Genomic DNA, 25,258 nt, shown 5'->3' on the forward strand with positions numbered 1-25,258 from the left:
GGGCCGGCGCGCGCCTTCAGCCGTCGCGTTCCAGCGCCGACTCCTCGCGCAGCGCCTTGCCGCCCCGGGCGGTGAAGCGGAGCAGCTTCCCCGGATCCTCGGCCTCCATGGCGAAGGCCTCGACCTCCTCGAACAGCGCCTCGATCTTTCGAGGACCGCACGTGGGCAGGAAGCCGCGGAGCACGCGCGGGTCGTAGAACCGGAAATACTGCTGCTTGCCTGTCCCGTTCTCGACAAGGAGAAACCGGCGGAGGTGCTTCCGCACGTCGCCGAACGCGCGGTCGCTCGTCAGGAAGACGCCCCAGCAGTCGCCCCAGCCTCCGTCGACCAGCGCGTCGAGCAGCCTGGACCCGTGCGGGAGGTGCACGAGCGTGGGGCCGACGTCCGCGAGGATCTCGCCCTGGAAGCCGGTGTAGAGCGAGGCGGTCTGCTCGCCCGCGTCGCCGAGCAGCAGCCGGATGCGCGGGTCGCGGGCGGCGTCGACCACCGCGAAGAGCGGCGAGCGCTCCTGCCGGAGCCGCGCCCGCGCCGACGCGGCGAACGGCGCCCCGGTCGCGAGCACCGCGGCCCTGCGCGCGCGGCGCGAGGGCGGCGCGGGCTCGGTCGGCGCGTAGCGGCGGTTCACCTCGCGGCGCACCACCGCGAAGACGGTCCCCCCCGCGCGGATCTCGTCGCCGTCCCGGAGCGACACCTCGCGCGCCCGCTCCCGGTTGACCTGCGTCCCGTTGCGGCTCCCCAGGTCGCGGAGGAGGTAGCTGCCGTCGATCTGCTCCACCGAGAAATGCAGGGCAGAGAGCTCACCGTCGCTCGTGATCGAGAGATCCGACTCAGGCGCGCGGCCGACGAGCAGCGGACGGTCGCCAGGGATACGCGCCGTCTGCCCGGCCAGGGGGCCCGAGATGACCCGGAGGACGAGCCCTGCTTCCTGGTCTTCGCTCATGGTCGTCTCCATCGCACAAGGCGCCGATGAGGCCGGCAAGTAAGCCTAGAACACCGATCGGCGGGAAATCCACCCGAAGGCGGGCGCCGCGCGGGAGACGACCCGGCCACTGTCAATCTTTTCCGCCTTCGAGGCGAGGGCCCTTTGGCGCAGCCTGCGCGCATTTCACGCTGGCAGCCCTCGTTCGCCGCCCGAGACAGCGAGGGTGCGACGCGCGCGGATGCGTCAGCCGTGGCGGCTCCGCAGCGGTTCGAGGCGCAGCCAGCGCGCCACGAACGCCCGGTCCTCGGGGGCGAGCGCGCCGGTGACCCGCGCGGCCACGAGGTAGAGGCCCGCGTAGAGCGGGGCGCAGAGCGCGAGGCAGAGCGCGGGGCGCCTGTCGGTCGCGCCCGTGAGCAGGAACGCGGCGAGCGGCGCCGCGGCCACGATCGCGGTGGCCGCGACGCGCCCGTAATGGCCCCACGGGAAGACGCCGCGGAGGCCGACGCCGGAGAAGCGCGCGATGCAGGCCACCGTCAAGGCGATCACGAGCACCTGGGTCAGCACCGCCGAGAGCGGCGCGCCGACCATGCCGACCGTCGGCAGGAGGACCAGGTTCGCCGCGGCGTTGAACGCCATCGAGAGCACCTGGATCCGCAGGATCATCGACGTCTTCCCGAACGCCATCAGCATGATCGCGTACGCCGTCACGCGCAGCGGCAGGAGCGCGGAGTAGATGCGAAACGGGACGGCGGCGCCGGCGTAGGCGTCGCCGTAGATGGCGCGCATGAGCGGCTCGGCGAAGAGGAGGAGGAACACCGCGATCGGGAGCATGATCAGCGTCGTCTTGCGGACGCCCGAGTGCCACAGGTCGATCGCCGCCCTCGCGCCCTCCTCCGGCGTCCGGCCGTTCTCGACGCGGGCGACGAGGTCGGGGAGCATCGTCGAGGCGACGGAGTAGGCGAGGACGCCGACGAGCGGGAGCTCCTGCGAGCCGACGGAGAACTCGGCGTAGAGACCCGCGCTGAAGAAGAGGCCGATGACGAACTTGTCGAGCTTCTGGTTGAAGAGGCCGGCGAAGCGCGTGACCGAGAGCGGGAGCGCGTAGGCGAGCTGCGCCCTGACGCCGCCAGGGAACGGGGCCGCGGCGACGTCCTGGAACAGCCGCGCGTAGAGCCGGTACGAGAGCCAGAGCCGGAGGGCCTGCGCGGCGCACTGGGCGGCCACGATCCAGGCGATAGAGCACCCGAGCGCCGCGGGGACGATCGCGCTTGCGGCGTTCGAGAGCGTGACGATCAGCGCGAGCCCCGCCGACTTGCGGTGGTTGTTCGTGGCGATGAAGAGCGGGCCGAACACGCTCGCCGGGTAGGCGATCACGCTCATGAGGCCGATGAGCAGGAGGAGCTGCGTGACGCCCTCGCGGCCGTCGAGGAAGACGCTGGGGACCAGCGCGAACACCGAGAAGGCCAGCGCGGACAGCGCCCCGAGGCCGACCAGGAGCAGCATGCTCTGCCGCACCAGCCCACGGAGCTCGGCGCGGGTCACCTTGGGCGCGAAATAGAGGAACGACTCCGGGAGGTAGAGCAGCGCGAAATCGCGCCCCGTCACGAACAGCATCGTCGCGAACGCGAGCACGCCGTACTCGGCCTTGCCGAGCAGCCGCACAACGACGATGCCCTGCACGAGGACGATCAGCGTGTTGACGACCTGCCCGCCGACGATCATCCCGATCCGGTCGGCCAGCGATGTGCCCTGCGCCTCGCCGGGGCCCGGCGCTGCCTTGGCAGCCCGCGCGACCTCCGGGGCCCGCGAGGGCGCGCTCGGCTCGACCGGGGCGGGCTGCTCGTCCTGCATGGCGGCTCGGTAGCACATGCGCGGGCAGGAGCGGCCTCCCGAGGCGTGCGCGCGGCGCCCGGCTAGCCCGTGATATAGGTCCCGCGATGAAGCGCGCGCTCCTCGTGAGCTACTACTTCCCCCCGCGGTTCAGCATCGGCGGTAAGCGCGCGTACCGCTTTGCGAAATTTCTGCCGGAGCACGGCTGGGAGACGACGGTGCTCGCGGCCAAGCCGCCTCCCGGCGAGCGGGTGGATCCGTCGTTCACCGACGCCGACCTGCCCGCGTGCGATGTACGCCGCGACTACCTCACGGACGCCGAGCTCGCGCGCATGCCGCGCCGCGCGCTCGGCTCCGACGGCACCCTGGAGGCGCCGACCGAGGCGCCGGTGCCGGTCGCGCAGCGCAAGGGCTTCGCGCGGGTCGCCGCCGAGATCCGCTACGTCCCGGTGATCGGCCCGGATGCAGGCCGCGTCCCGGCCCTCGCGGTCCGCATCGCGCGCCTCGCTCGCGAGGTCGGCGCCGAGGTGATCTTCGCGAGCGGGCCGCCGTGGGAGGCCGTGCTCGCGGGCGTGCTGGCCGGCAGGGCCATCGGCCGGCCGGTCGTCGTCGACTTCCGCGATCCGTGGTCGTTCGGCCCGCTGATGGCGACGCGGCCCGCCTGGAGCCGCGCGGCCGCGGCGCTCGTCGAGCGGGCCGTGGTGGGCGCCGCCGCGGCCTTCACGGTGACGTCCGAGATGACCCGCGACGCCTACGCCGAGCGGCGCATCGCGCGCCGCGTCGAGTGCATCCGGACCGGCTTCGATCCGGACGCGGCGGCCGCCCCGCAGCGCGGCGAGGCGGTGACGCTCGTGCACTTCGGCAACTGCTACAGCGAGCGCACGCTCGCGCCGTTCGTCCGCGCGCTCGCGGCCGTCGCGCGCCGGAGATCGCTCGGCCCGGGCGCGATCCGGCTGCTCAACCTGGGGCGCGTCGCGAGGAGCGACCTCCGCCTCGCCGAGGAGCTCGGGGTGTCGCGGCTCTTCGAGTACCGCACGGTGCTGCCGTACGCCGAGGGGCTCGGCCTCGTCGCGGGCGCCGATCTCGCGCTGCTCGCCGGCTGCGGCGAGGAGCCGTACTTCCTGCCTGGCAAGCTCTACGACTACCTCCTCGCGCGCGCGCCCGTGCTCGCCGCCTTCGCGTCCCCTGAGATCGAGCGCATCCTCGAGACGACCCGCCTCGGCTGGACGCACGCGGCCGGCGACGCCGCGGCGATCGAGCGCCGCATCGAGGACGCGCTCGACGCGCGCGCGGCCGGTCGGCCGCTCGTCGAGCCCGATCACGCGGCGCTCTCCGCGCTGAGCGCGCGCGCCAGCGCGGGGGCGCTGGCCCGCCTCTTCGAGGACGTCGCGGCGAGCCCGAGGGGCTGACGCCGCGCTCTCCGCGCTGAGCGCGCGCGCCTGACGCCGCGCTCTCCGCGCTGAGCGCGCGCGCCGACGCCGCTCCCCGGGCGGCGCCCGCTCGACATCCTTGCCTGCGCGGCGGCCCCCGTGGCATGCGAGCCCGCGATGCCTGACCATCTTCTCCAGGATCGAGCGGGGCTCCCCGAGGCCGAGCGCGCCCTTCAGGAGGCGTGGCGCGCGAAATACGCGCCCGAGGTGAAGGAGCTCATCGTGCGGCGCGAGGTCCCGTCGCCGAAGCTCACGCTGATCGTCATCTCCTACAAGGCGAAGGACTACCTGATCGAGTGCCTCCAGCACGCGCGCGGCCAGACGGCTGCGCTCGACGTGCCGTTCGAGATCCTGCTCGCGGACAGCGGCGGCATCGAGCACCTGCGGCCGCGCTCGGCCCCGCTCGTCGACGTCGAGCTGCGCCTCACCGACGGAATTCCGCTGAACGCCGCGCGCAACGCCGCCATCGCCTGGGCGCGGGGCGAGTACGTCGCCTTCATCGACGACGACGGGCTGATCGCGCCGACGTTCGTCGAGGTCGTCTGCCGTGTCTTCCAGGACCCCCGCATCGCGGCGATGCGCGGCCGGATCATCCCCAAGGAGCACCCCTATTTCTGCACGCTCGCGGGGCACTACGACCGCGGCGACGACGTCGTCGACGACGTCCTCGCGACCGAGGGGCACATGGCGATCCGGCGCGGCGTCTACCTCTCGACCGGGGGCTTTCCCGATCAGTTCTACGGCGCCGAGGGGGTCTACCTCGTCTACCGGATCGCGAAGGACTTCCCTGATCTGCGGGTCGTCTACGTGCCCGATCTCCTGATGCGGCACGACTACTTCGACAGCTGGGAGAACTTCATCTGGAAGACGCGCAAGTACCGGCGCATCCGGCGCGAGGTGGGCGGCATGGAGCCGGATCCCGAGTTCCTGCGCTACCTCGACGCGTACCTCGCGCGGCGGAAGCCGCATCGCCGGCTCACGGTGGAGCAAACGGTGGCGCTCGGGTTGCTCAAGGTGGTGCGCTGGGGGGTCCAGCGCCTGCCGGCGTGGGCCGTGGGGCAGCCTTGATGGAGCGGGCCGGCGGGGCGCGCAGGGGAGGGAGGCGGACCGATGGCTGAAGAGGGCGGCTTCGAGCGGGATCTCGCGGCGATCAAGCGGCACTACACCGAGCGCTTCCTGCCCGGGAACCCCTGGGCGAGCCTGCTCAACGCCCACCCGTACCTCGTCGCGCGGCAGCGGCAGCGCCGCCTGCGCGAGGCGCTCGTCGCGTGCGGCGTGCGCACGCCCGAGGCGCTGCGCGAGATGTCGGTGCTCGACGTGGGCTGCGGGTCGGGATCCAACCTGGCCTGGCTGGTCGAGCTCGGCGCGGATCCGACGCGCCTCACCGGCATCGATCTCGTCGCGCAGCGCACCGAGCTCGCGCGCTCGCGCTTCGCTGGCATCCGCTTCGTCGCGGGCGACTTCCTGACGGCCGACGTCGGGGGCCCGTTCGATGTGGTGATGATGTTCGCGGTCCTGTCGTCGGTGACCAACACGGAGCTCAAGCGAGGCCTCATGGACAAGGCGCTCCGCCTGCTCCGGCCGGGCGGCATCTTCTTCTTTTACGATGTCGTGTCGCGGCAGCCCGTCCCCGGCAGCGCGGACTACCAGCGCCTCACGTTCGCGGAGCTCGAGGGGTATTTCGCCCCCCGCACGCTGCACATCTTTCGCAGGGACATCCTCCGGCGCGACGTCGCCGATCGGCTCGTGCGGCGCTTCGGCGTGACCGTGGCCGAGCTCGTCCAGGCGACGCGGCTGCTCAACATCGACGGCACCTTCGCCTACGCGCGCGGCTAGGCCACCCGTGAGCGCCGCGAGCCCGCACCCTCTGACGCGCCGCCGGACGCGCGGGGCGAGCGTCGTGGGGCAAAATTCCCCGCCGGGGTGAAAAGGTCCCGCCGGCAGCCTGCCCGCGCGAGCCGCCCAGGGTGCTGAACAGCCCGGTTCCGCTGTGGCGCGGTCTGGCATGAGACGTGCCGAAAGACGGGGGAAACCACGCGCCAGCACGTGAAGACCACGTGATGAGCAGCCACAGCCGGTCGGTTCAGCGCGCACAGCGCGGCTGCCACCGCAGGAGATGACTCCATGTCCCAACGCGTCCTCCCCCCGTCGGCCGCGATCGCCTGGCACAGCCTGCCTGCCCCCGATGTGCTCTCCAGGATCGAGAGCGCCGAGGCCGGCCTCGCGGGCGACGAGGCCGCCCGGCGGCTCAAGGACGTCGGGCCCAACGTGATCCAGCGCGCGAAGGGCGACGGCCCGCTCAAGCTGCTCTTCCGTCAGATCAACGACCCCCTCATCTACGTGCTGCTCGCGTCGGCGGCCCTCGCGATGGCCATGGGCGAGGCGATCGACGGCGCGGTCGTGCTGGCGGTCGTGGTGCTCAACACGGCGATCGGCTTCGTCCAGGAGCTCCGCGCGGGCAAGGCGATCGAGGCGCTCGTCGACATGGTGCCCCAGACGGCCACGGTCGTGCGCGGCGGCCAGCGGAGCGTGATCCCCGCCGCCGACGTGGTCCCCGGCGACGTGGTGGTGCTCGACGCCGGCGACAAGGTCCCCGCTGACGCCCGGCTGCTCTCGGTGAAGAACCTCCACGTGGACGAGTCGGCGCTCACCGGGGAGTCGGTGCCGTCGGACAAACACGTCGCCGCGGTCCCCGAGGACGCCGGCGTCGGCGATCGCAAGAACCTCGCCTTCGGCGGGACGCTCGTGACCAGCGGCACGGCCACCGCGGTGGTCGTCGCCACGGGCGCCGCGACCGAGCTCGGCCGCATCTCCTCGATGCTCCACGAGGCGACCGAGATCGAGACGCCGCTCACGCGCTCGATGGCCAAGGTCGGCCGCGTGCTGACCGTCGCGATCGTCGCGGTCGCGCTGCTCATCGTCGGGGTCGCGCTGCTCCGGGGCTACCGGCCGGTCGACGCGATGCTCGCGGGCATCTCGCTCGCGGTCGCCGCGATCCCGGAGGGGCTGCCCGCGATCATCACCATCTCGCTCGCCATCGGCGTGCAGCGGATGGCGCGGCGCCGCGCGGTGATCCGGAAGCTGCCCGCGGTCGAGACGCTGGGCAGCACGGGCGTCATCTGCTCGGACAAGACCGGCACGCTGACGCGGAACGAGATGACGGTCCGGGCGCTGTGGACGCCCGCCGCCGGCGCGCAAGGGGAGGCGGCGCTCGAGCAGGCCGGAGCCGCGCTCGAGGTGACCGGCGTCGGCTACGCGCCCGAAGGCGAGCTCCGCCGCGACGGAGCGCCGGTCGGCGAGGTGCCCGAGGCGGTGCGCGCGCTGCTCCGCGCGGGGCTGCTCTGCAACGACGCCCGCATGACGCGCGAGGGGGACGCCTGCGGCATCGAGGGCGACCCGACCGAGGGCGCGCTCGTCGTCGCGGCCCAGAAGCTCGGCGTGGACGTCGAGGGGACGCGGCGGGAGCACCGCCGCGTCGATGTCGTCCCGTTCTCGTCGGAGCGGCAGCTCATGGCGACGCTCCACGAGGCCCCCGGCGGAGACCGGGTGATCTTCATGAAGGGGGCGCCCGAGGCGGTGCTCGGCCGCGCCGCGATCGGCGAGGCGGGGCGGGCCCAGGTGATGGCGCAGGTCGAGCAGATGGCGGCGCAGGGCATGCGCGTGCTCGCCGTGGCCTCGCGGCCGGCGGGCCGCGACGTGGCCTCGCTCGACGAGGAGCACCTCCCGGAGGGGTTCGAGCTCCTCGGCCTGGAGGGGATGATCGACCCGCCGCGGCCCGAGGCGATCGACGCGATCAAGGCGTGCCACGCGGCCGGGATCACCGTGAAGATGATCACGGGCGACCACCTGGCGACCGCGCGGGCGATAGGCGAGCAGCTCGGGCTCGTGCCGGACGGGGCGCGCGCGATGAACGGCACGGAGCTCTCGCGGCTCTCGGAGGGCGAGCTGCGCGCGGCGGCGACGTCCACGCACGTGTTCGCGCGCGTCGCGCCGGAGCACAAGCTCCGCCTGGTGAAGGCGCTGCAGGCCGAGGGGAAGGTCGTCGCGATGACCGGCGACGGCGTGAACGACGCGCCCGCGCTCAAGCAGGCGGACATCGGCGTGGCCATGGGGATCACGGGGACCGCGGTGTCGAAGGAGTCCGCCGACGTCGTGCTGACGGACGACAACTTCGCGAGCATCCGGGCGGCGGTCGAGGAGGGGCGCCGCGTCTATGACAACCTGGTCAAGGCGCTCGCGTTCGTGCTGCCGACGAACCTGGGCGAGGCGCTGATCCTGCTCGTGGCGGTGATGAGTTTCCCGATCGTCGGGGGCGCGCCGCTCATGCCGATCACGGCCGTCCAGATCCTCTGGGTCAACCTGGTCGCCACGGTGGCGCTCTCCCTGCCGCTCGCGTTCGAGGCGATGGAGAAGGACGTGATGAGCCGCCCGCCCCGGGATCCGGGCGAGCCGATCCTGAGCCGGTTCGTGCTCGTTCGTACGGCGATCGTCGCGGTCCTCATGACGGCCGGGGCGATCGGGCTGTTCTTTTACGAGTACTTCACGGAGGTGCGCGGCGGCGTCGTCTCGGAGATCGCCTACCGCGAGGCCCAGACCGCGGCGGTCACGACGGTCGTGCTGTTCCAGATCTTCTACGTGCTCAACTGCCGGTCGCTGCGCGATTCGATGCTGAAGATCGGGCTCTTCTCGAATCCCTGGGTCTACGTCGGGATCGGCGCGCTGCTCGCGCTGCAGCTCTGCTTCGTCTATGCGCCGTTCATGCACACGCTGTTCGGCTCGGCGCCGCTCTCGCTCGACGCGTGGGTGAAGTCGACGCTGGTGGCGATGTCGATCTTGCCGGTGATGAGCGTCGAGCGGTGGTGGCGCACACGCCGGGCGCGGCGCTCGGCGGATCGCGAGCGCAGGTCCGACGCGTCCGACGTGGGCGGCGTCGCGGGCGCGATGGCGAACCGCGGCGCGTAGGTGTCGTCATCGTAAGTCGTGACGATGACGATGACGATATCGAGCGCCGGCCGCGCCCGCGGCTCCGTCAAAACGCTGGTGCTGCGCCGAGTACCACGGCATCATCCTCGGTCGAGATGATCTACCTCGTCGCCGCGACGCGCCCGAACTTCATGAAGCTCGCCCCCATCTGCCGCGCCCTCAAGGCGCGCCGTCTACCGATGCGGCTGCTCCACACGGGGCAGCACTTCGACACGACGATGAGCGATGTGTTCTTCCGGGATCTCGGCCTGCCGACGCCGGATCACACGCTCAAGGCAGGCGGCGGCTCGCACGCCCAGCAGACGGCGGCGGTCCTCGTCGGCGCCGAGGCCGACATGATCGAGCACCGGCCCAAGGTGGTTGTCGTCGTCGGGGACGTCACCAGCACCCTCGCAGGCGCGCTCGCGGCGTCCAAGCTCGGAATTCCCGTCGTCCACGTGGAGTCCGGGCTGCGCTCGCGCGACTGGACGATGCCCGAGGAGATCAACCGCATCCTCACGGACCAGCTCTCCGATCTCCTGCTCACCCCCTCTCACGACGCCCACCCCAACCTGCTCGCGGAGGGCATCCCGCCCGAGCGAATCCGGTTCGTCGGCAACGTGATGATCGACTCGGTCCACTACGCCCTCAAGCGCCAGACGGACGCGCTCTCGCGCTTCGGGCTCGAGCCGAAGAAGTACGCGATCGCGACGCTCCACCGCCCGGCCAACGTCGACAGCGCCGAGCGGCTCGCCGAGACGCTCGACGCGCTCGAGGCGATCGCGCGGCGCCTGCCGACCGTGTTCCCCGTCCACCCGCGCACCGTCGCCCGCGCCGAGTCCTTCGGGCTGTCGGCGCGCCTCCGCGAGACGAAGGGGCTCCGGATCATGGAGCCGCTCGGATACGACGATTTCGTGACCGTGATGGGCAATGCGCTGCTCGTCGCCACCGACTCCGGCGGCATCCAGGAAGAGACGACCGCGCTCGGGATCCCGTGCCTCACGATGCGTCAGGGCACCGAGCGGCCCATCACCGTGACGCAGGGCACGAACATCGTCGTCGGGCTCGACGCCGCGCTCATCGCGCGCGAGGTCGACGCCATCCTCGACGGCCGCGCCAAGCGAGGCTCCGTGCCTGAGGGATGGGACGGCAAGACCGGCGAGCGCATCGCCGACGCGCTGGAAGCGTTCCTCGCGGGTGATCCGCCGCCCAAGACCGCTGGCCCGCGCGCCTGAGCTCACCGCCCATCCTCGCTCGCCGCGGTGCTGACGCGACTGACGCGACTGACGCGACGCCGAGCGCAGGATGCACCACGCGCGCTCACCGCGCCGCCACATCGCTTCTTCCGTGGCCTACGTGGGAGTCGCGCCGGCCGCACGACCACACTCCCCACAACCCCCGACCAAACAGCGTTCCATGGCCCAGAGCGCTCTGGGTTGTGCTTGTTTATCGATGAACAGCCCCGGTATATAGTTGTATCGTGGCAAGAAGTTTTCGACCTGGCGTGGAGTGGGCGGCTCGAGGGCGAGGTCAACGAGGTTTCTCGCTCGTCGAGGTGATGGTCGCGGGCGGGGTCGTGGCGATCCTGGCCGCCCTGGGGACCCAGGGGGTGTCGAAGTACCTCGTGCTCGCCAAATCGGCCGAGGCCAAGCAGACGGTCGGCGGCATCGCCAGGGCCGTCGTCGGTTCGGCCGAGCGTCTCCAGGCGATGTCGGGCACCGCGGCGGTCCAGCCGCTGTGCAGCGATGCGGTCACCGTGCCCAACGCGTTCTATCGTGTCCAGGGGAAGAAATATCAGCCCGATCCCAGTCCGGGTGTGGACTACAACACCGGGAGTCCGACCGTTGGCTGGAAGTGCCTTGCGTTCTCGGTCAGCCACCCTCAGTCGTACCAGTATCGATATCGACTCGGTGGCTCTCCCATGCCTGTCTCCGTCAACCATTTCCCGGAGGACGTGCCGGTGGAGCGCAGGTGGGCCGCCTATGCGCGAGGCGACCTCGACGGGGACAATACACACGCGTGGTTCGCGCTGGACGGCTACATGAAGGACGGGCAGGTGGTGTTCGCGAGCACGATCGGCACCATCGACCCGGACGAGTAGGCGGCGCCGCCATGGACACCGCAGCTCTCCACACGCTCTTCGGTGCCCTCTCGTCGCGCCGCGGCGGCGAGAGCACCGCCATCGAGCTCCCCGGCGCGGACCTCGCGGCCGCGCACCTGCGCTGCGCCGACCTCCAGGGCGCGAACCTCGCGGGCGCGCGCCTCGACGGGGCCAAGCTCACCGGCGCGAACCTCGGGGGGGCGCGGCTCGACGCCGCGTCGCTCGTCAACGCCGACCTCACCGGGGCCGACCTGCGCTGGGCCGATCTCTCGGGGGCGCTGATCGGCGGGGCGCTGCTCGCGGCCGCGGATCTGCGCGGGGCCAAGCTCCCGCGCTCGCTCTCCTCGGCGGGCTCGCTCGTGGGCGCGCGCGTCGATCCGTCGGCGTGCGCGCGCTCCGGCTTCGACGAGGAGGCCATCCTGGCGCTGGCGAGCGCGGGCGCGTCGTTCGACGACATCGCGTCGTTCCCTTCGCCGCTGCGCGACGCCCTCGCGAGCGCCGACGCGGTCCCCGAGAGCGCAGCGCGGAGCCGTCGCCCCGCGGCGCCGGACTCGCGGCGGATGGAGGCGGCGCCGGACTCGCGGCGGATGGAGGCGGCGCCGGACTCGCGGCGGATGGAGGCGGCGCCGGACTCGCGGCGGATGGAGGCGGCGCCGGACTCGCGGCGGATGGAGGCGGCGTGGTCATCGCAACGGAGCTCGGCGCCACCCGAGTCTCAGCGGATACCCGAGTCGCAGCGGATGCCCCCCGCGACCGACGTTCCCCGCCAGGGCGTGGCGATCAGCGCCCCGCGCCGCGCTGCCGGTGAGCGCGAGCCTCCGGCGGTCCGCCGCGCCGCCGTGTCCGGTGGCCCTCGGAGGGCGCCGGACGCGCCCCAGCTCGCGCGGTCGACCGAGCTGCGCCTCGCGCTCTCCGGCGGCGCATTGCTCCTCGTCCTCGCGGCCGCCGTCGCTCTGGCGAAGATCCCTCCACGCGGCCTCCTCCTGGCAGCGCACGCCGGCAGCGCGCTGGGCGCGGCGCTCTTGACCTTCGCGCTGCCTCTCGTCGGCGCCGAACGCAACGCCCCGCGCTCCCTGGGCGCCCGCCTCGTGCTCGCCGCGTTCGCCGCGACGCTCGTCTATGGCCTCGATCCGTCGCGCCTCGCGGTCTTCCGGCTGCGCGCCACGCTCGCCTCGGGCGACGCCGCGCAACGGTCCACCGCCGTACGCCTCCTCGCGCGGAGCGGTCACCGCAGCTTCGACGGGCTGGATCTGTCGGGACTCGATCTCTCCCGAGCCGATCTCAGCCAGAGCAGCTTCCGGAACGCGCGCCTCGCCGGGGCGGACCTCTCGGGCGCCGCGCTGATGGAGTCGACCTTCGGGACCGCCGATCTGACCGCTGCCAACCTCCGAGGTGCCGACCTCACCGGGACCGACGCCGAACAGGCGACCGGCTGGGAGCTCGCGGCGTGCGACGCGGCGACGGAGCTGCCCGGCGAAGGCGCGTGCCTGCTGGGACACCCGGTGCGGGCAAGTCAGCCCTCGGGCGACACCACCGCGCGCTCCGCGCACGAGGGCGCCGCGCCGGCGGGGGCGCTGTAGCGAGCGGCGCATCGGCGGTCGCGGCCCGGATCGCTCGGGAGGTCGGGCGCCGGACTGGCCAGACGTCTGGCGGTCCCTGGCCAGGCGTCTGGCCGCTCCGTCACCGCACCGACGTCAGCCCGGACGCCGCGCGGCCGCGTGGGTTGCGCGGGCCGCCGCCGCATCGTCGACCGCGAGCGCCTCCTCGGCGATGGTGGCGAGATCGGCGAACGAGGCGCCGGCGAGCGCGTCCTCCACCGCGTCGAACGCGGAGGCGCACATGCTGAGGCGCGTGATCCCGAGCCCGACGAGGAGCGGCGCGACGCCGGGATCGCCGGCGGCCTCGCCGCACACCGAGACCGGCCGCTTCGTGGCGTGCCCCGCCTCCACCACCGCACGCACGAGCCGCAGCACGGCCGGGTGCGCCGGATCCGCGAGCGCGTGCAGCCGCGGGTGACCACGCTCGGCCGCCAGCGTGTGCTGCGTCAGATCGTTGGTCCCGATGCTGAAGAAGTCGGCCTGGCGCGCGAGGCGCTCCGCCATGAGCGCCGCCGACGGCACCTCGACCATGATGCCCGTGGCCACGGGCCAGCGGTGCGCCGCGCCCGTCGCCGCGAGCGCCTCGTGCGCGCGCTCCAGCGCGGCGCGCACGGCGCTCACCTCCGCGGCTGTCGAGACCATCGGGACCAGCACCCGGATGTCATGACCGCGCCCCGCGACCAGGATCGCGCGGAGCTGCGCCTCGAGCAGCGCCGGCCGCGCGAGGGAGAGGCGGACGCCGCGGACGCCCAGGCTGGGGTTCGCCTCGGCGTCGAGATCGAGGTACGGCAGCGCCTTGTCCCCGCCGGCGTCGAGCGTGCGGACCACGATCGGAGCGCCGGCGAACGCCGCGAAGATCTCCGCGAGCAGCTCCGCCTGCTCGTCCTCGCCAGGCTCGTCCACGCGGTCCAGGAACAGCATCTCGGTGCGCAGGAGCCCGATCCCGAGGGCGCCAGCCTCGCGCGCGACGCGCGCATCCGACGGGCCAGCCACGTTCGCCCAGAGCTCGACCTCGCGGCCGCAGGCGAGGCGCACCCGGCCGTCCCGGGCGCCTGGCGGCCGCCGTGACGCGCGGAGGGCCGCCTGCCGCCGCTGGAGCTCGATCGTGGTCTCGGGATCCGGGTCGAGCCACACCTCGCCGGTCGCGCCGTCGAGGCCGGCGCGCGCGCCGCCCGCGTCCGGCACCAGCGCCGCGGCCCCGGCGACGGCGGGGATGCCGGCGCTCCGCAGCAGGATGGCCGCGTGCGAGGTGGGACCGCCGCGCCGGTCGATGACGCCGAGCACCCGCCGCGGTTCGAGCCGCGCGGCCTCCGACGGCGTGAGGTCCTCGGCCACGACGACGGCCGGCGGCCCGTCGGGCAGCACCGCCGCGGCGCCGCCGAGCAGGGCGCGCACCACGGCGTCGCCCACGTCGTGAACGTCGGCCTCGCGCGCCCGCAGGTACGGGTCGTCGAGCTGCCGGTAGATCGCGGCCGCGGCGTCGATCGCCTGGCGGAACGCCCAGGCGGCGTTGCAGCGCTCCCGCTCGATGCGGGAGATCGCCTCGTCGACGAGCGCCGGGTCGCAGAGCAGCGCCTGATGGGCGTCGAGGATGTCGGTGCCGCGCAGCGCGCTGCCGAGGTCCTGCGCTGCCAGATCGAGCGCCCGCCGCAGCCGCTCGGCCTCGGCCGCAGGATCGTCGACCGTGGTCTCGGGGACCTCCGGGATCGACCGCACCAGCCGGACCATGGGGCCGAGCGCGACGCCGGGCGCGACAGGGATCGCGTGACACGAGGCGGGGGGCGCCGCAGGCGCGGCCGGTGGCGCGTCGCGCTGCAGGAGCGCAGCGAGCGCCTCGACCGCATCGACCGCCTGCCGCCCGGTCGCGCGCAAGCGCAGCACGTCTCCCCGGCGCGCCCCGAGGGAGGCGAGCGCGATCAGGCTCGAGGCCGGCACCGGACCGCGCGCGGCCGTCACGTTCTCCAGGGTGATCGCCGCGTCGAAGGCCACCGCGCGCGTGATGAGCCGCGCGGCAGGGCGGGCGTGCAGGCCGCCCGGATCGGCGATCGCGAGCTCGACCGTCGCGGCCGGCGCGCCCGCATCGGTCGCGGCCACCGCCGCCGCGGCGGCCGCATCGGTCGCGGCCACCACCGCCGGCGCGGGGCGCTCCGCCTCGCCGAGCTGCTCGGCCTTCGGAACGAGCGCCTGCCGCGCCTCCGCGGTGACCTGATCGAGCGTGCCGCCCGCCGCAGCCCGCACGGCGGCCGCGACCGCCCCTTCCACGATCGGCCCGCCGGTGAGGCGCGTGCGCGCGGCGATGGCCGGATCGATGAGCTCGAGCGCCATCTCGGCGCTCAGGATCGCGCCGCCGATGTCCATCAGCACGACGGCGCCGGCCGGCCCGCAGACGCGCTCGATCGCCGCGGCGATCGCGGTCGCGTCGGTGCCGAGCTCCGCGCCGCCGTCGCCCGCGCCCGCCGCGCACGCGATGGCGACCGCCTCGCCGGTCATCTGGCGGGCCAGCGCCTCGGTGGCCTCGGCGAGCACGCGGCTGTGCGAGACCAGGACGAGCCCGACGCGGCCCGCCGCCCCGCTCATACGCCTGCCGTCGCGGCCAGGCTCCGCAGCAAGAGCGAACACGACGTGGCGCCGGGGTCCTGGTGCCCAGCGCTGCGCTCACCGAGGTAGCTCGCCCGGCCCTTGCGAGCGATGAGCGGCACGGTCGCAAGCGCGCCGGCCTGCGCCGCCTCGGCGGCGCGAGCGAGTCCGTCCATGAGCGGGGAGCGCGCCGGGTCGCCCGTGGGCGCCGGCGCGCTCAGCGCGGCCTTGAGCGCGTCGACCGCGGGGGAGAGCGCGTCGACCATCGTCTTGTCGCCGGGCGACGCCTTGCCTCGCCGCTTCACGCCGTCGAGGCCCGCCTCGAGGCACCCGGCCAGGGCCGCGAGGTCCAGCGCCGCCGCGCCGGTCGCCCGCTGGCCCGCGTCGCGGAACAGCGTGCCGTAGAGCGGGCCGCTCGCCCCGCCGACGGTCGACAGCAAGATCATCCCGACGCCCTTCAGCAGCGCGCCGACGTCGCCGTGATCGAGGCCGCCGAGCCGGGCGCGCACCGCCGTGAAGCCGCGCGCCATGTTGACGCCGTGGTCGCTGTCGCCGATCGCCGCGTCGAGCTCGGTCAGGAGGACCTTCTCGCGCTCCATGACGTCGGCCGCGCGCTCGATCCACGCCGCGATGTGCGCGCCGTTCAAGGCGTCCATGGCTCAGGTCCCCCAGCGCAGCGCCGGCGTGTGCACCGGCGCGTCCCACCAGCGGAGCATCTCGTCGTCGAGCTTGAGCAGGGTCGCCGACGCGCCGGCCATCTCGAGCGACGTGATGTACGACCCCACGAGGCTGCGAGCGACCTTGAGGCCGCGGCCCTGCGCGATCGCGCGCGCCTTGCGGTACACGACGTAGAGCTCGAGGAGCGGCGTCCCGCCCATGCCGTTGACGAACAGCAGCACGTCGTCGCCCGGCTCGAACGGCAGGTCGTCGAGGATCGGCTGCATCAGGATCTCGGCCACCCGGTCGGCCGGCTCCAGCATGGCCCGCCGCCGGCCGGGCTCGCCGTGGATGCCGATGCCGACCTCCATCTCGCCCGGGCCGAGCTCGAACGACGGCTTGCCGGCGTGTGGCACCGTGCAGGCGGAGAGCGCGACCCCCATGCTGCGGCCGCGCGCGTTGACCCGTCGGCCGAGCGCCGCCACCTCCTCGAGCGGGCGGCCCGCCTCGGCGGCGCCGCCGCAGATCTTCTCGACGAGGACGGTCGTCCCCACGCCGCGCCGTCCGGCCGTGTACAGGCTGTCCTCGACCGCCACGTCGTCGTTCACGAGCACGCCTTCCACCGGGATTCCCGCCTCGCGCGCGAGCTCGGCGGCCATCTCGAAGTTCATCACGTCACCGGTGTAGTTCTTGATGATGTGGAGCACGCCGGCGTCGCCGTCGACTGCCCGCGTCGCTTCGAAGATCTGGTCGGGCGTCGGGCTCGTGAACACGGCGCCGGGGCAGGCGGCGTCGAGCATGCCGCGCCCGACGAACCCGGCGTGCAGCGGCTCGTGCCCGCTGCCGCCGCCGGAGAGGAGCGCGACCTTGCCCTTGCCCTTCGCCTCCGCGCGCGTGACGAAGCGCGGCGCGGCGTTCACCCGGAGGAGCTCGGCGTGCGCGAGCGCCATCCCCTCGAGCGCCTCATCGACGAGATCGTCCGGCGCATTGATGAGCTTCTTCATCCGGCCTCCGCTCCGTACCCGTTCGGCCCGCGCGCAGGATATCCCCATGCCATTGCCCGCCGCGAGAGGAGATCTTCTGACCGCGCCGTCCTATGATGAGGTCGCCGTGGATCGAATCGCCCCCACGCTCCGCCCCCCTGGCCGCCCGGCGGGCTTCCAGCGCTGGAGAGAGCTGCTCTTCCTGCACTGGGAGACGCCGATCGCCGCGCTGCGCGCCGTCGTGCCGCCTGCGCTCGAACTCGACACCTTCGAGGGCAGGGCCTACGTCGGCGTCGTCGCCTTCACCATGCGCGACGTCAGCCCCTGGTGGTCGCCGAGCGTGCCCGGGATCTCGAACTTCCACGAGCTCAACGTCCGCACCTACGTTCACCACGAGGGGCGAGCGCCGGGCGTCTGGTTCTTCAGCCTGGACGCGGCCAAGGCGATCGCGGTCGTCGCGGCCCGGGTCGGCTGGCACCTGCCCTATCACCACGCCTCGATGGATCTCGACTCGAGGGACGGGGAGGTCCGTTACCGCAGCGAGCGGCGCTGGCCGGGCCCCGTGCCTGCGCGCTTCGAGGCGCGCTATCGCGTCGGCGCGGCGATCGACGGCGGCGCCGCGGCGCCGGGGACCTTCGAGCACTTCCTGGCCGAGCGTTACCTGCTGTTCGCCGCGAGCGGCGGCGCGCTCAAGATCGGGCAGGTGCACCACGCGCCCTATCCGCTCCACCGGGCCGAGGTGACCCACGTCGAGGAGAGCGTCGTCGCCGCGGCCGGCCTGCCCGCCCCGGCGGGGGCGCCGCACGTGCTCTATAGCCCGGGCGTGGACGTCGACGTCTATGCGCTGACGCCCGCCGCGCCGCGCGGGTGACGCCGCCGCGCCGCGGCCGCGCGGTGATCCGATCGCGCTCCCGCGCCGCGATGCCCTGGGGAGCCCGGGAGCCAGCGCGCCGCGGGCACGGCCGCGCCTGCGCCCGCGGGTCAATGCCTCGTGAGCCAGTGGATGACCTGGGACTCGAGGCCCGGCGCCGCCCCGAACCCGAGGCTCAGCGTCCGCGGGAAGCCCACGTGCCCGCCGTGCCGGAGCCACTGCACGTCGAGCAGCGGCGAGCGCGGGTGGGCATCGATCGCCGGCCGCACCGTGTCGAGCGGCACCATCGGGTCGGCCTCCGCCGCGACGATCAGCGACGGGACGGCGATGTCGCGGAGGCGCGGGGCGGCGCTCTCGCTCGTGTAGTAGGCCTCCGCGCTCTGGTAGCCGAAGCGTCGCGTCATGATGCGCCGGTCCCATTCGCGGATCGTGCGAATGGCGAGCGCCTCGTCGAGGGGCACGGGCACGGCGCGGCGCGAGGCGACGGCGGTGTACATCTCCTTCAGCCCGGCCATCACGTGCCTGCGGTAAACCCACCGTTCGGGCTGATCGATGGCGGCGACGGCTCGCTCCAGGTCGAGCGGCGGGCAGACGGCCGCCACGGCGGAGACGCGCCCGTCGAGCGAGCCCGACGCCGCGTAACGGAGGGCGATATGCCCGCCCAGCGAGTAGCCGAGGACGAGCACGCGCTCGTACCGGTCGAGCTCGGGGGAGGTGATGGCGGCGTGGAGATCGGAGAACAGGCCAGCGTGGTAGATGTCGTCTCCGTCGCCCCCGGCGCCGCGCAGGTTGATGCGCAAGCAGGCGAGCCCCGCGCGCTCGGCCCTCAGGGCGGCCTCGACCACATAATAACTCTCGCTCGTACCGCCGAGCCCGTGGACGACGACGAGGATCGAGCCCGCGTCTTCTCGGTGGCGGATCCTGCCGAGCAACCGGACGGGCCCGGCAGGAGTCTCATCGACGTGGACCGAGAAGGGGGAAGACGGAGCGAGCCGCGGGGCGTGAATCTGGTGCTTGAGCCAGGGAGCGACCGTCCAGAAGTGGCCGTGGAGGATGCGCTGCATCATCCCGTTCGTAACACGGGCGACGCAGCGTTTCTATTTCACCCGCTCTCTCAGCGACACACGACCTCCGGCGAGCCGCTGCAATCGTTCCGGCACACGTCGCAGTGGGCGCACTGGAGCATCGCGTCGTAGAGGGCCGCGCTGGCCGGGTCTGCCGTCCTGCAGGCCTCCTTGCAGGCGGCCGTGTCGCACGTACGGAAGCAGCTCACGTACTCCATGCACGGGATGCTCTCCGTGCACGCCGAGAGCTCGTCGGCGCAGCTGGTCTCGAGCGCGCACCGGGTGCACCCCGAGCTGCCGTCGCCGCAGGTGCCCGAGCCGTCGCATACCGGCGGCGGGACGGCCCGCTTCACGTTGAGCGTGAACGCGCCGTCGCTGGTGTCGGTGGAGCCGTCCACCACGACCACGACGGTCTGACCCGCCGCGAGCGTCACCGTGACCTCCGACTGCTCGACGTCCGTGTCGTCGTTGCACGCGAGCTGAGCCCCCCCGCAGGTCGCGTCGTGCACGTGGAGCATCGTGTCGAACGCCGATCCGAACGTATCGAAGGTGTAGTCGCCGGCGACCGGCGCCGTGAACGCGTATCCCGCGTCGGGGCTGCTCGATTGGCGGCAGGCCGTCGTCACGGTCGGCCGCACGCTGTTGGGCCGGCCGATCGTGCTGCCGGTGATCGTCTGCGGCACCGACGAGGCGAGGGTCCCCGCCGGGCAGCTCGGCGCGCTCGCCCGCGTCACGCTCAGCTCGAAGGTGCCCGCCTGGCCCTCCGCGCCGTCGACCACGATGTAGACGGTCTGGCCCATGGCCAGATCGGCCGTGATGACCGCGCTCGGGTCGGCGCTGCACGCGAGCTCGGAGCAGCCCGTCGCGTCGAGGAGGGCGAGGACGACGCTGTAGCCGGAGTTCGTGCTGTCGAACGAGTAGACGCCCGCGGTCGCGGCGGTGAACGAGTAGATGCGCTCGCCCGAGCTCGCGGCGGAGCACGTCGGGGAATAGGTGTTCGCCTGGCCCGCGGTCGTGCCGTTCACGATCTGCGGCACGGCGCTGCCGAGATCGTTGCCCGGGCTCACCGTGCACGCGCACGCCCCGGCCTGGCAGACCTGCGTGTCGTTGCACGCGGCGCCGCACTCGCCGCAGTGATCGGCGTTGGTCTGGAGGTCGACGCAGACATCGACGCCGTCGCAGGCCGTGAGCCCGGAGCCGCAGCCGTCCTGGCATTCGCCGGAGACGCACGTCTGGTCGTCCGTGCACGCGGTGCCGCACTCGCCGCAATGCCCGGCGTCGTTCTGGAGGTTGACGCAGGCGCCGTTGCAGTCGGTGAGCCCCTCCGAGCACTCGCCGTCCTGGCACTCGCCGGACTCGCAGGTCTGGCCGTCCGTGCACGCGGCGCCGCACTCGCCGCAGTTGCTCGGATCGGACGCGACGTCGACGCACGTGCCGCCGCAGTCGGTGCGCCCCGCGGCGCAGCCGCCCTGGTCCTGGCACTCGCCGGCCTCGCAGGTCTGCCCCGCCTCGCAGGCGTTGTCACAGCGGCCGCAGTTCGCCTCGTCGCTCTGGGTGTCGACGCAGCTGTCGCCGCACGCCGCGAGGCCGTCGTCGCACGCGGCCACGGCCACACACTCGCCGTCGCGGCAGGTCTGATCGCTGCCGCACGCCACGCCGCACGCGCCGCAGTGGCTCGTGCTCGTGCCCGTGTTGATACAGATGCCGTCGCACTCCGTCTCCGGCGCGACGCACGCGCTCGTGCTGGGGCCGCCGTCCGAACACGATGCCACGGAGGCGAGCGCCGCCGCAGCGAGCCAGAGCAGGGTATACGTCGGCGCGAGCCTGAAGCGCGATTTGAGCTTTTCCATGAACCTTCCCTCGGCAGAGTCGCCGACGACGGGGGTCGTAACGCGGAGCTACCGGGAGGATACGACGATGGCCTTCCAGGATGTCAATGCTTGCAGCCTGAATCCCGCGCGCAGAGCGTCGATCGTCGTCTGCGCCGGCGCGTGCGCGCGCCGTTTTGCCACCGTCGCACACCTTGACCACAGGGTGCGCTGCTCGGGCTGGCCTAGGCGTGCGTGGCCAGGCCAGCCCGCGCCCGCGCTCTCCGGAGGGGCGGGAGGCAGCGCGGATTGTCCTGGCGCGGGAGGCGGTCTACGGATGGATGGCGCGCGCGAGGGCCTGCCATGACGCAAACCGCTCCGAGCACCGACCGATTCCCCCCTCAGATCAAGTACATCATCGGAAACGAGGGGTGCGAGCGCTTCAGCTTCTACGGGATGAAGAACATCCTAACGTTCTTCATGATCAACATCATGTTGATCCACGAGCATGTGGCCAAGGCCAATTACCACCTGTTCGTGAGCGCCTGTTATTTCTTCCCGCTCCTCGGGGGATTCCTGTCCGACCGCTTCCTCGGGAAATATCGGACGATCCTCTGGCTCTCGCTCGTCTATTGCGCGGGGCACGCGTGCCTCGCGGTCTTCGAGAGCCGTCCGGCCGGCTTCTACGCGGGGCTCGCGCTCATCGCCCTCGGCTCGGGCGGCATCAAGCCCTGCGTCTCGGCGCACGTCGGTGACCAGTTCTCCGAGGAGAACAAGCACCTCGTCAAGAGCGTGTTCGCCCTCTTCTACTGGATCATCAACTTCGGCTCGTTCTTCGCGTCGGCGCTGATCCCGAAGACGCTGGAGTGGTGGGGGCCGAGGGTGGCGTTCGGGATCCCGGGCGCGCTCATGTTCATCGCGACGCTCGTGTTCTGGATAGGGCGCGACCGGTATGTGCACGTGCCGCCGACCGGCAAGAACCCCCACTCGTTCCTTCGCGTCCTCTGGGACGCTGTCCGGGTGGGGCGCGACGCGCGTGGCAGCGCCGCGCGCGGGCACTTCCTCGACGCCGCGCGCGGCAGGCACCCGGAGGGCGCGATCGACGGCGCCAAGGCCGTCCTGCGGGTGGTGACGATCTTCGCCCCCATCCCGGTGTTCTGGGCGCTGTTCCACCAGAAGGGGTCGACCTGGATCGTCCAGGCGACCCGCATGGATCTCGAGGTCCTCGGCCACAAGCTCGCTCCGTCGCAGCTCATGGCGCTGAACCCGCTCCTCGTGATGCTGATCATCCCCTTCAACACGATGATCCTCTACCCCGCCCTCGAGCGGCGCGGCGTCCGCCTCGCGGCGCTCGGCCGCATGACGGCCGGCATGGCGATCGCGGGGCTCTCGTTCGTGGCGGTCGCCGCCATCGAGCTCGCCATGACCTCGGGTGAGCGCCCGAGCGTGCTCTGGCAGGCCGGGCCGTACCTGCTCATCACGTTCGCCGAGGTGCTGGTGTCCACCACGGGCCTCGAGTTCGCCTACTCCCAGGCGCCGCGGGAGATGAAGAGCACCCTCATGAGCTTCTGGAACCTCACCGTGACGGTCGGCAACCTGATCACCGCCGGCGTGGCGGCGCTCAACGTGTTCACGGGCGCGCTCCAATACCTCTTCTTCGCGGCGCTCATCCTGATCGCGGCCGTCGTCTTCGGCCTCCTCGCCCGGCGCTACGTGGTGGTCGACTACTTCCAGCGGAGGCCCCCGGGCGCGTCCGTCCCTGCATCCTGACGCGTCGCGCCGGTTCAGCCCTCGCCGCGCCGCTCCTCGTCCTCGGGCTCGCTCGCATGCGCGGGCGGGATGCGGACCCGCACCGTACGGATCTGCCGCGGGCTCGCGTCGACGATGTGGAGCTCCGCCCCGTCCGGGGTCGTCACGACGTCGCCGGGTGCGGGGATGCGCCGGGCGAGCCCCAGGCAGAGCCCCGCGACCGTCGACCAGCGGACGTCGTCGGGCAGCGCGATCGCGAGCTGTCGGCTGACCTCGTGGACCGGCATGTCGCCGGGCACGAGCGCCGACCCGTCCGGCTCGCGCCGGATCGTCTCTGCGTGGGGCGGGTGCGCCTCGTTCTCGGCGAAGATCTCGCCGACGAGCTCCTCGACGAGGTCCTCCATCGTGATGATGCCGATCATGCCGCCCTGCTCGTCCACGACGACGGCGAGCTGGAGCCGGCGCCGCTTCAGCTCGGCGAGGAGATCGACGGCCGGCATCGACCCGACAACGAAGTACGCCGGGCGCAGGATGCTCTCCAGCGAGAACTGCCCGTCGCCCCACAGGAGCGCGAGCACCTCCGGCATCGTGACGTAGCCGATCACGTTGTCGTTCGACCCCTCGTAGACCGGCATCCGCGTGTGGCCGTGCTCCAGCACGGCGCGCTGCACCTCCGGGGCGGCCGCGTCGCGCGGGAGCGCCACGACGCGGCCGCGGGGGAGCATCACCTGGAGCGCGGTGAGCCAGGCGAAATCGATGGCGCGGGACGCGATCTCGCCGGCGCGCTTGTCGACCGAGCCCGCCTCGGCGGCCTCGTCGACGATCTGCTGGATCTCCTCGGGGGAGAGGCGCGCCTCGACGAAGTTCGTGCGGTCGCCGAAGAGCCTCAGCACCAGGTTGGAGCTGGCGGTGAGCAGCCAGACGAGCGGGCGGGCGAGCGACGAGAGCCCGCGGAGCGGCGGGCCGACGAGCATCGCGTACCGCTCGGAGGCGCGGAGCGCGAGCGACTTCGGGACGAGCTCGCCGAGGACGAGCGACAGGAAGGAGACGAGCGCGACCACCGCGGCGAACGCGAGCTCGTCCGCCGCGTCCCCGACCCACGGCACCGCGCGGAGGACCGGCGCGAGGTCCTTCGCGAGGGTCGACCCGCCGAAGGCGCTCGCGGTCGCGCCGACGACGGTGATGCCGATCTGCACGGTGGCGAGGAAGCGCTCCGGGTTGCTCCGCAAGCGCTTCACCGCCCACGCCCGGCGGCTCCCCGACTGGACGAGCTGGTCGAGCCGCGTCTTGCGGACGGTGACGATCGCGATCTCGGCGCCCGAGAAGACGCCGTTCACGAGCACGAGGGCCAGGATGATGAGGATTTCCGAGAGAATGGCGGCTCCCTCCGCGGCGTTCCCGGGCGCAGGCATAGCGTGTCGCTCGCCCGGACGGCCAAGGCGCCGGGCCCGCGGCGCACGAAACCCAGGCGGCCGTGGCTGCAGCGTGCCGCGGGCCGTGAATTGCGCTTATGGTGAAATTTTCTGAAGGGATCCGCCAGGCGCGGCGGGTCGGCGCGTCGCCAGGCGCGGCGGCCGCCGCGCCATCACGCACGGCCGCGGGCGCTGCGCGGAAAACTCACGCGGCCTTGCTGGCTCGCCGGTCCCGCACCGCCTGCGCGAGCAGCTCGAGCACCGGAACGGTGTCGTTCCAGCCGAGGCAGGCGTCGGTGATGCTCTGGCCGTAGGTGGGGAGCTTGCCCGGCGCGAGATCCTGCCGGCCTCCCACGAGGTGGCTCTCGATCATCACGCCGAGGATGTCCCGCGAGCCCGAGCGCAGCTGGTCGGCCAGGCTCTCGGCCGCGATCCTCTGGCGCGCCGGATCCTTCTGGCTGTTGCCGTGGCTGCAGTCGACCATCAGCCGGCGCGGCAGGCCCGCCTTGGTCAGGCGATCGGCCGCCTCGCGGACGTGCTCGGCCGCGTAGTTGGGCCCGCGCTGCGAGCCGCGCAGGATCACGTGACACGACGCGTTGCCGCGCGTCGCCACGATCGCCGAGATCCCCTGCTTCGTCACGGAAAGGAAATGGTGCGCCTCGCGCGCGGCCCGCACGGCGTCGACCGCGATCTGGACGTCGCCCTCGGTGCTGTTCTTGAAGCCCACGGGGCACGAGAGCCCGGAGGCGAGCTCGCGGTGGATCTGGCTCTCGGTCGTGCGCGCGCCGATCGCGCCCCAGGAGATGAAATCGGCGATGAACTGCGGCGAGATCGTGTCCAGGAACTCGGTCGCGCTCGCGAGGCCGAGCTCGGCGATGTCGCGGAGCAGCCCGCGGGCGACGCGGAGCCCCTTGTTGATCGAGAAGCTCCCGTCGAGGTCGGGATCGTTGATCAGCCCCTTCCAGCCGACCGTGGTGCGCGGCTTCTCGAAGTACACGCGCATGATCACGAGCAGATCATCGCTCAGCCGGTCGCGCGCCTCCCGGAGCTGCGCGGCGTACTCCAGGGCGGCCTTGGGGTCGTGGATGGAGCAGGGGCCCACCACCACGATGATCCGGTCGTCGTCGCCCGAGATCACGCGCTCGGCGGCCTTGCGCGTGAAGGCCACGGTCTCGGAGGCCGCGGGGCTGACGGGGATCTCTTCGATAAGGATCGCGGGGGGGATCAAGGGCCTGAGCCCTGCAATACGAAGGTCGTCGGTCGAGTAGTACATCGTTGAGGCTCCAGCATAGCG

At 72.8% G+C, this 25,258-nt stretch carries 18 protein-coding genes; 9 read left to right on the forward strand and 9 right to left on the reverse strand.

What is annotated here, in order from left to right; genetic code table 11:
• Window positions 1–16: 16 nt before the first annotated feature.
• Together WMF39_RS13545 and WMF39_RS13550 are read right to left on the reverse strand one after the other, a co-directional pair.
• On the reverse strand, window positions 17–940 hold the full coding sequence (locus tag WMF39_RS13545) for a DUF4123 domain-containing protein (protein ID WP_437745929.1): 924 nt from the start codon (window positions 938–940) through the stop codon (window positions 17–19).
• Window positions 941–1,165: 225 nt separating this feature from the next.
• The gene (locus WMF39_RS13550) at window positions 1,166–2,773 is read right to left on the reverse strand and encodes an oligosaccharide flippase family protein (protein ID WP_437745930.1); all 1,608 of its coding nucleotides are present in this window, start codon (window positions 2,771–2,773) and stop codon (window positions 1,166–1,168) included.
• Window positions 2,774–2,859: 86 nt separating this feature from the next.
• Here WMF39_RS13550 and WMF39_RS13555 point away from each other — a divergent pair, with 86 nt between their 5' ends.
• The 7 genes from WMF39_RS13555 to WMF39_RS13585 all read left to right on the forward strand — a co-directional run bounded on the left by WMF39_RS13555 (window position 2,860) and on the right by WMF39_RS13585 (window position 12,825).
• Window positions 2,860–4,161: a glycosyltransferase gene (locus WMF39_RS13555; protein ID WP_437745931.1), complete on the forward strand. Its 1,302-nt coding sequence runs from the start codon at window positions 2,860–2,862 to the stop codon at window positions 4,159–4,161.
• A 138-nt stretch (window positions 4,162–4,299) separates the two neighbouring features.
• Entirely contained in the window at window positions 4,300–5,250 is a 951-nt protein-coding gene (locus tag WMF39_RS13560) for a glycosyltransferase family 2 protein (protein ID WP_437745932.1), read from the forward strand.
• Window positions 5,251–5,292: 42 nt separating this feature from the next.
• On the forward strand, window positions 5,293–6,018 hold the full coding sequence (locus tag WMF39_RS13565; protein ID WP_437745933.1) for a class I SAM-dependent methyltransferase: 726 nt from the start codon (window positions 5,293–5,295) through the stop codon (window positions 6,016–6,018).
• Window positions 6,019–6,306: 288 nt separating this feature from the next.
• On the forward strand, window positions 6,307–9,144 hold the full coding sequence (locus WMF39_RS13570; protein WP_437745934.1) for a cation-translocating P-type ATPase: 2,838 nt from the start codon (window positions 6,307–6,309) through the stop codon (window positions 9,142–9,144).
• Window positions 9,145–9,260: 116 nt separating this feature from the next.
• Window positions 9,261–10,379 carry a non-hydrolyzing UDP-N-acetylglucosamine 2-epimerase gene (gene wecB, locus WMF39_RS13575; RefSeq protein ID WP_437745935.1) on the forward strand — a complete coding sequence of 373 codons (1,119 nt, stop codon included), beginning with the start codon at window positions 9,261–9,263 and terminating at the stop codon, window positions 10,377–10,379.
• 245 nt (window positions 10,380–10,624) lie between these two features.
• The gene (locus tag WMF39_RS13580; RefSeq protein ID WP_437745936.1) at window positions 10,625–11,245 is read left to right on the forward strand and encodes a pilin; all 621 of its coding nucleotides are present in this window, start codon (window positions 10,625–10,627) and stop codon (window positions 11,243–11,245) included.
• Window positions 11,246–11,256: 11 nt separating this feature from the next.
• Entirely contained in the window at window positions 11,257–12,825 is a 1,569-nt protein-coding gene (locus tag WMF39_RS13585; RefSeq protein ID WP_437745937.1) for a pentapeptide repeat-containing protein, read from the forward strand.
• 114 nt (window positions 12,826–12,939) lie between these two features.
• Here WMF39_RS13585 and ptsP read toward each other — a convergent pair whose 3' ends face one another.
• The 3 genes from ptsP to dhaK are packed head-to-tail and all read right to left on the reverse strand — an operon-like array spanning window position 12,940 to window position 17,081.
• Entirely contained in the window at window positions 12,940–15,420 is a 2,481-nt protein-coding gene (ptsP, locus tag WMF39_RS13590; RefSeq protein WP_437745938.1) for a phosphoenolpyruvate--protein phosphotransferase, read from the reverse strand.
• Window positions 15,417–16,076, reverse strand: coding sequence for a dihydroxyacetone kinase subunit DhaL (gene dhaL / locus WMF39_RS13595; protein WP_437745939.1), 660 nt, complete (start codon window positions 16,074–16,076; stop codon window positions 15,417–15,419). Before dhaL ends, ptsP begins: the two co-directional genes overlap by 4 nt.
• A gap of 3 nt (window positions 16,077–16,079) precedes the next feature.
• On the reverse strand, window positions 16,080–17,081 hold the full coding sequence (gene dhaK / locus WMF39_RS13600; protein ID WP_437745940.1) for a dihydroxyacetone kinase subunit DhaK: 1,002 nt from the start codon (window positions 17,079–17,081) through the stop codon (window positions 16,080–16,082).
• Window positions 17,082–17,187: 106 nt separating this feature from the next.
• Between dhaK and WMF39_RS13605 the strand changes: the two genes are divergently transcribed.
• Window positions 17,188–17,931 (forward strand): YqjF family protein, encoded by a 744-nt coding sequence (locus WMF39_RS13605; RefSeq protein WP_437745941.1) that lies wholly within the window; start codon window positions 17,188–17,190, stop codon window positions 17,929–17,931.
• 110 nt (window positions 17,932–18,041) lie between these two features.
• Here WMF39_RS13605 and WMF39_RS13610 read toward each other — a convergent pair whose 3' ends face one another.
• Both WMF39_RS13610 and WMF39_RS13615 read right to left on the reverse strand, forming a co-directional pair.
• Window positions 18,042–18,998: a YheT family hydrolase gene (locus WMF39_RS13610; RefSeq protein WP_437745942.1), complete on the reverse strand. Its 957-nt coding sequence runs from the start codon at window positions 18,996–18,998 to the stop codon at window positions 18,042–18,044.
• 47 nt (window positions 18,999–19,045) lie between these two features.
• Window positions 19,046–20,845, reverse strand: coding sequence for an MXAN_6577-like cysteine-rich protein (locus WMF39_RS13615; protein ID WP_437745943.1), 1,800 nt, complete (start codon window positions 20,843–20,845; stop codon window positions 19,046–19,048).
• A 321-nt stretch (window positions 20,846–21,166) separates the two neighbouring features.
• Here WMF39_RS13615 and WMF39_RS13620 point away from each other — a divergent pair, with 321 nt between their 5' ends.
• Window positions 21,167–22,573, forward strand: a complete 1,407-nt coding sequence (locus WMF39_RS13620; RefSeq protein ID WP_437745944.1) for a POT family MFS transporter — start codon at window positions 21,167–21,169, stop codon at window positions 22,571–22,573.
• A gap of 14 nt (window positions 22,574–22,587) precedes the next feature.
• Here WMF39_RS13620 and WMF39_RS13625 read toward each other — a convergent pair whose 3' ends face one another.
• Together WMF39_RS13625 and WMF39_RS13630 are read right to left on the reverse strand one after the other, a co-directional pair.
• Complete coding sequence (locus WMF39_RS13625) at window positions 22,588–23,964, reverse strand: hemolysin family protein (RefSeq protein WP_437745945.1); 1,377 nt, start codon at window positions 23,962–23,964, stop codon at window positions 22,588–22,590.
• Window positions 23,965–24,169: 205 nt separating this feature from the next.
• A complete protein-coding gene (locus WMF39_RS13630) occupies window positions 24,170–25,237 on the reverse strand; it encodes a 3-deoxy-7-phosphoheptulonate synthase (RefSeq protein ID WP_437745946.1) in 1,068 nt (355 codons plus the stop codon).
• Between the last annotated feature and the right edge of the window lie 21 nt (window positions 25,238–25,258).

This window comes from Sorangium sp. So ce1504 (genome assembly GCF_051521635.1).
In the GTDB taxonomy this organism is placed as follows: domain Bacteria; phylum Myxococcota_A; class Polyangia; order Polyangiales; family Polyangiaceae; genus Sorangium; species Sorangium cellulosum_B.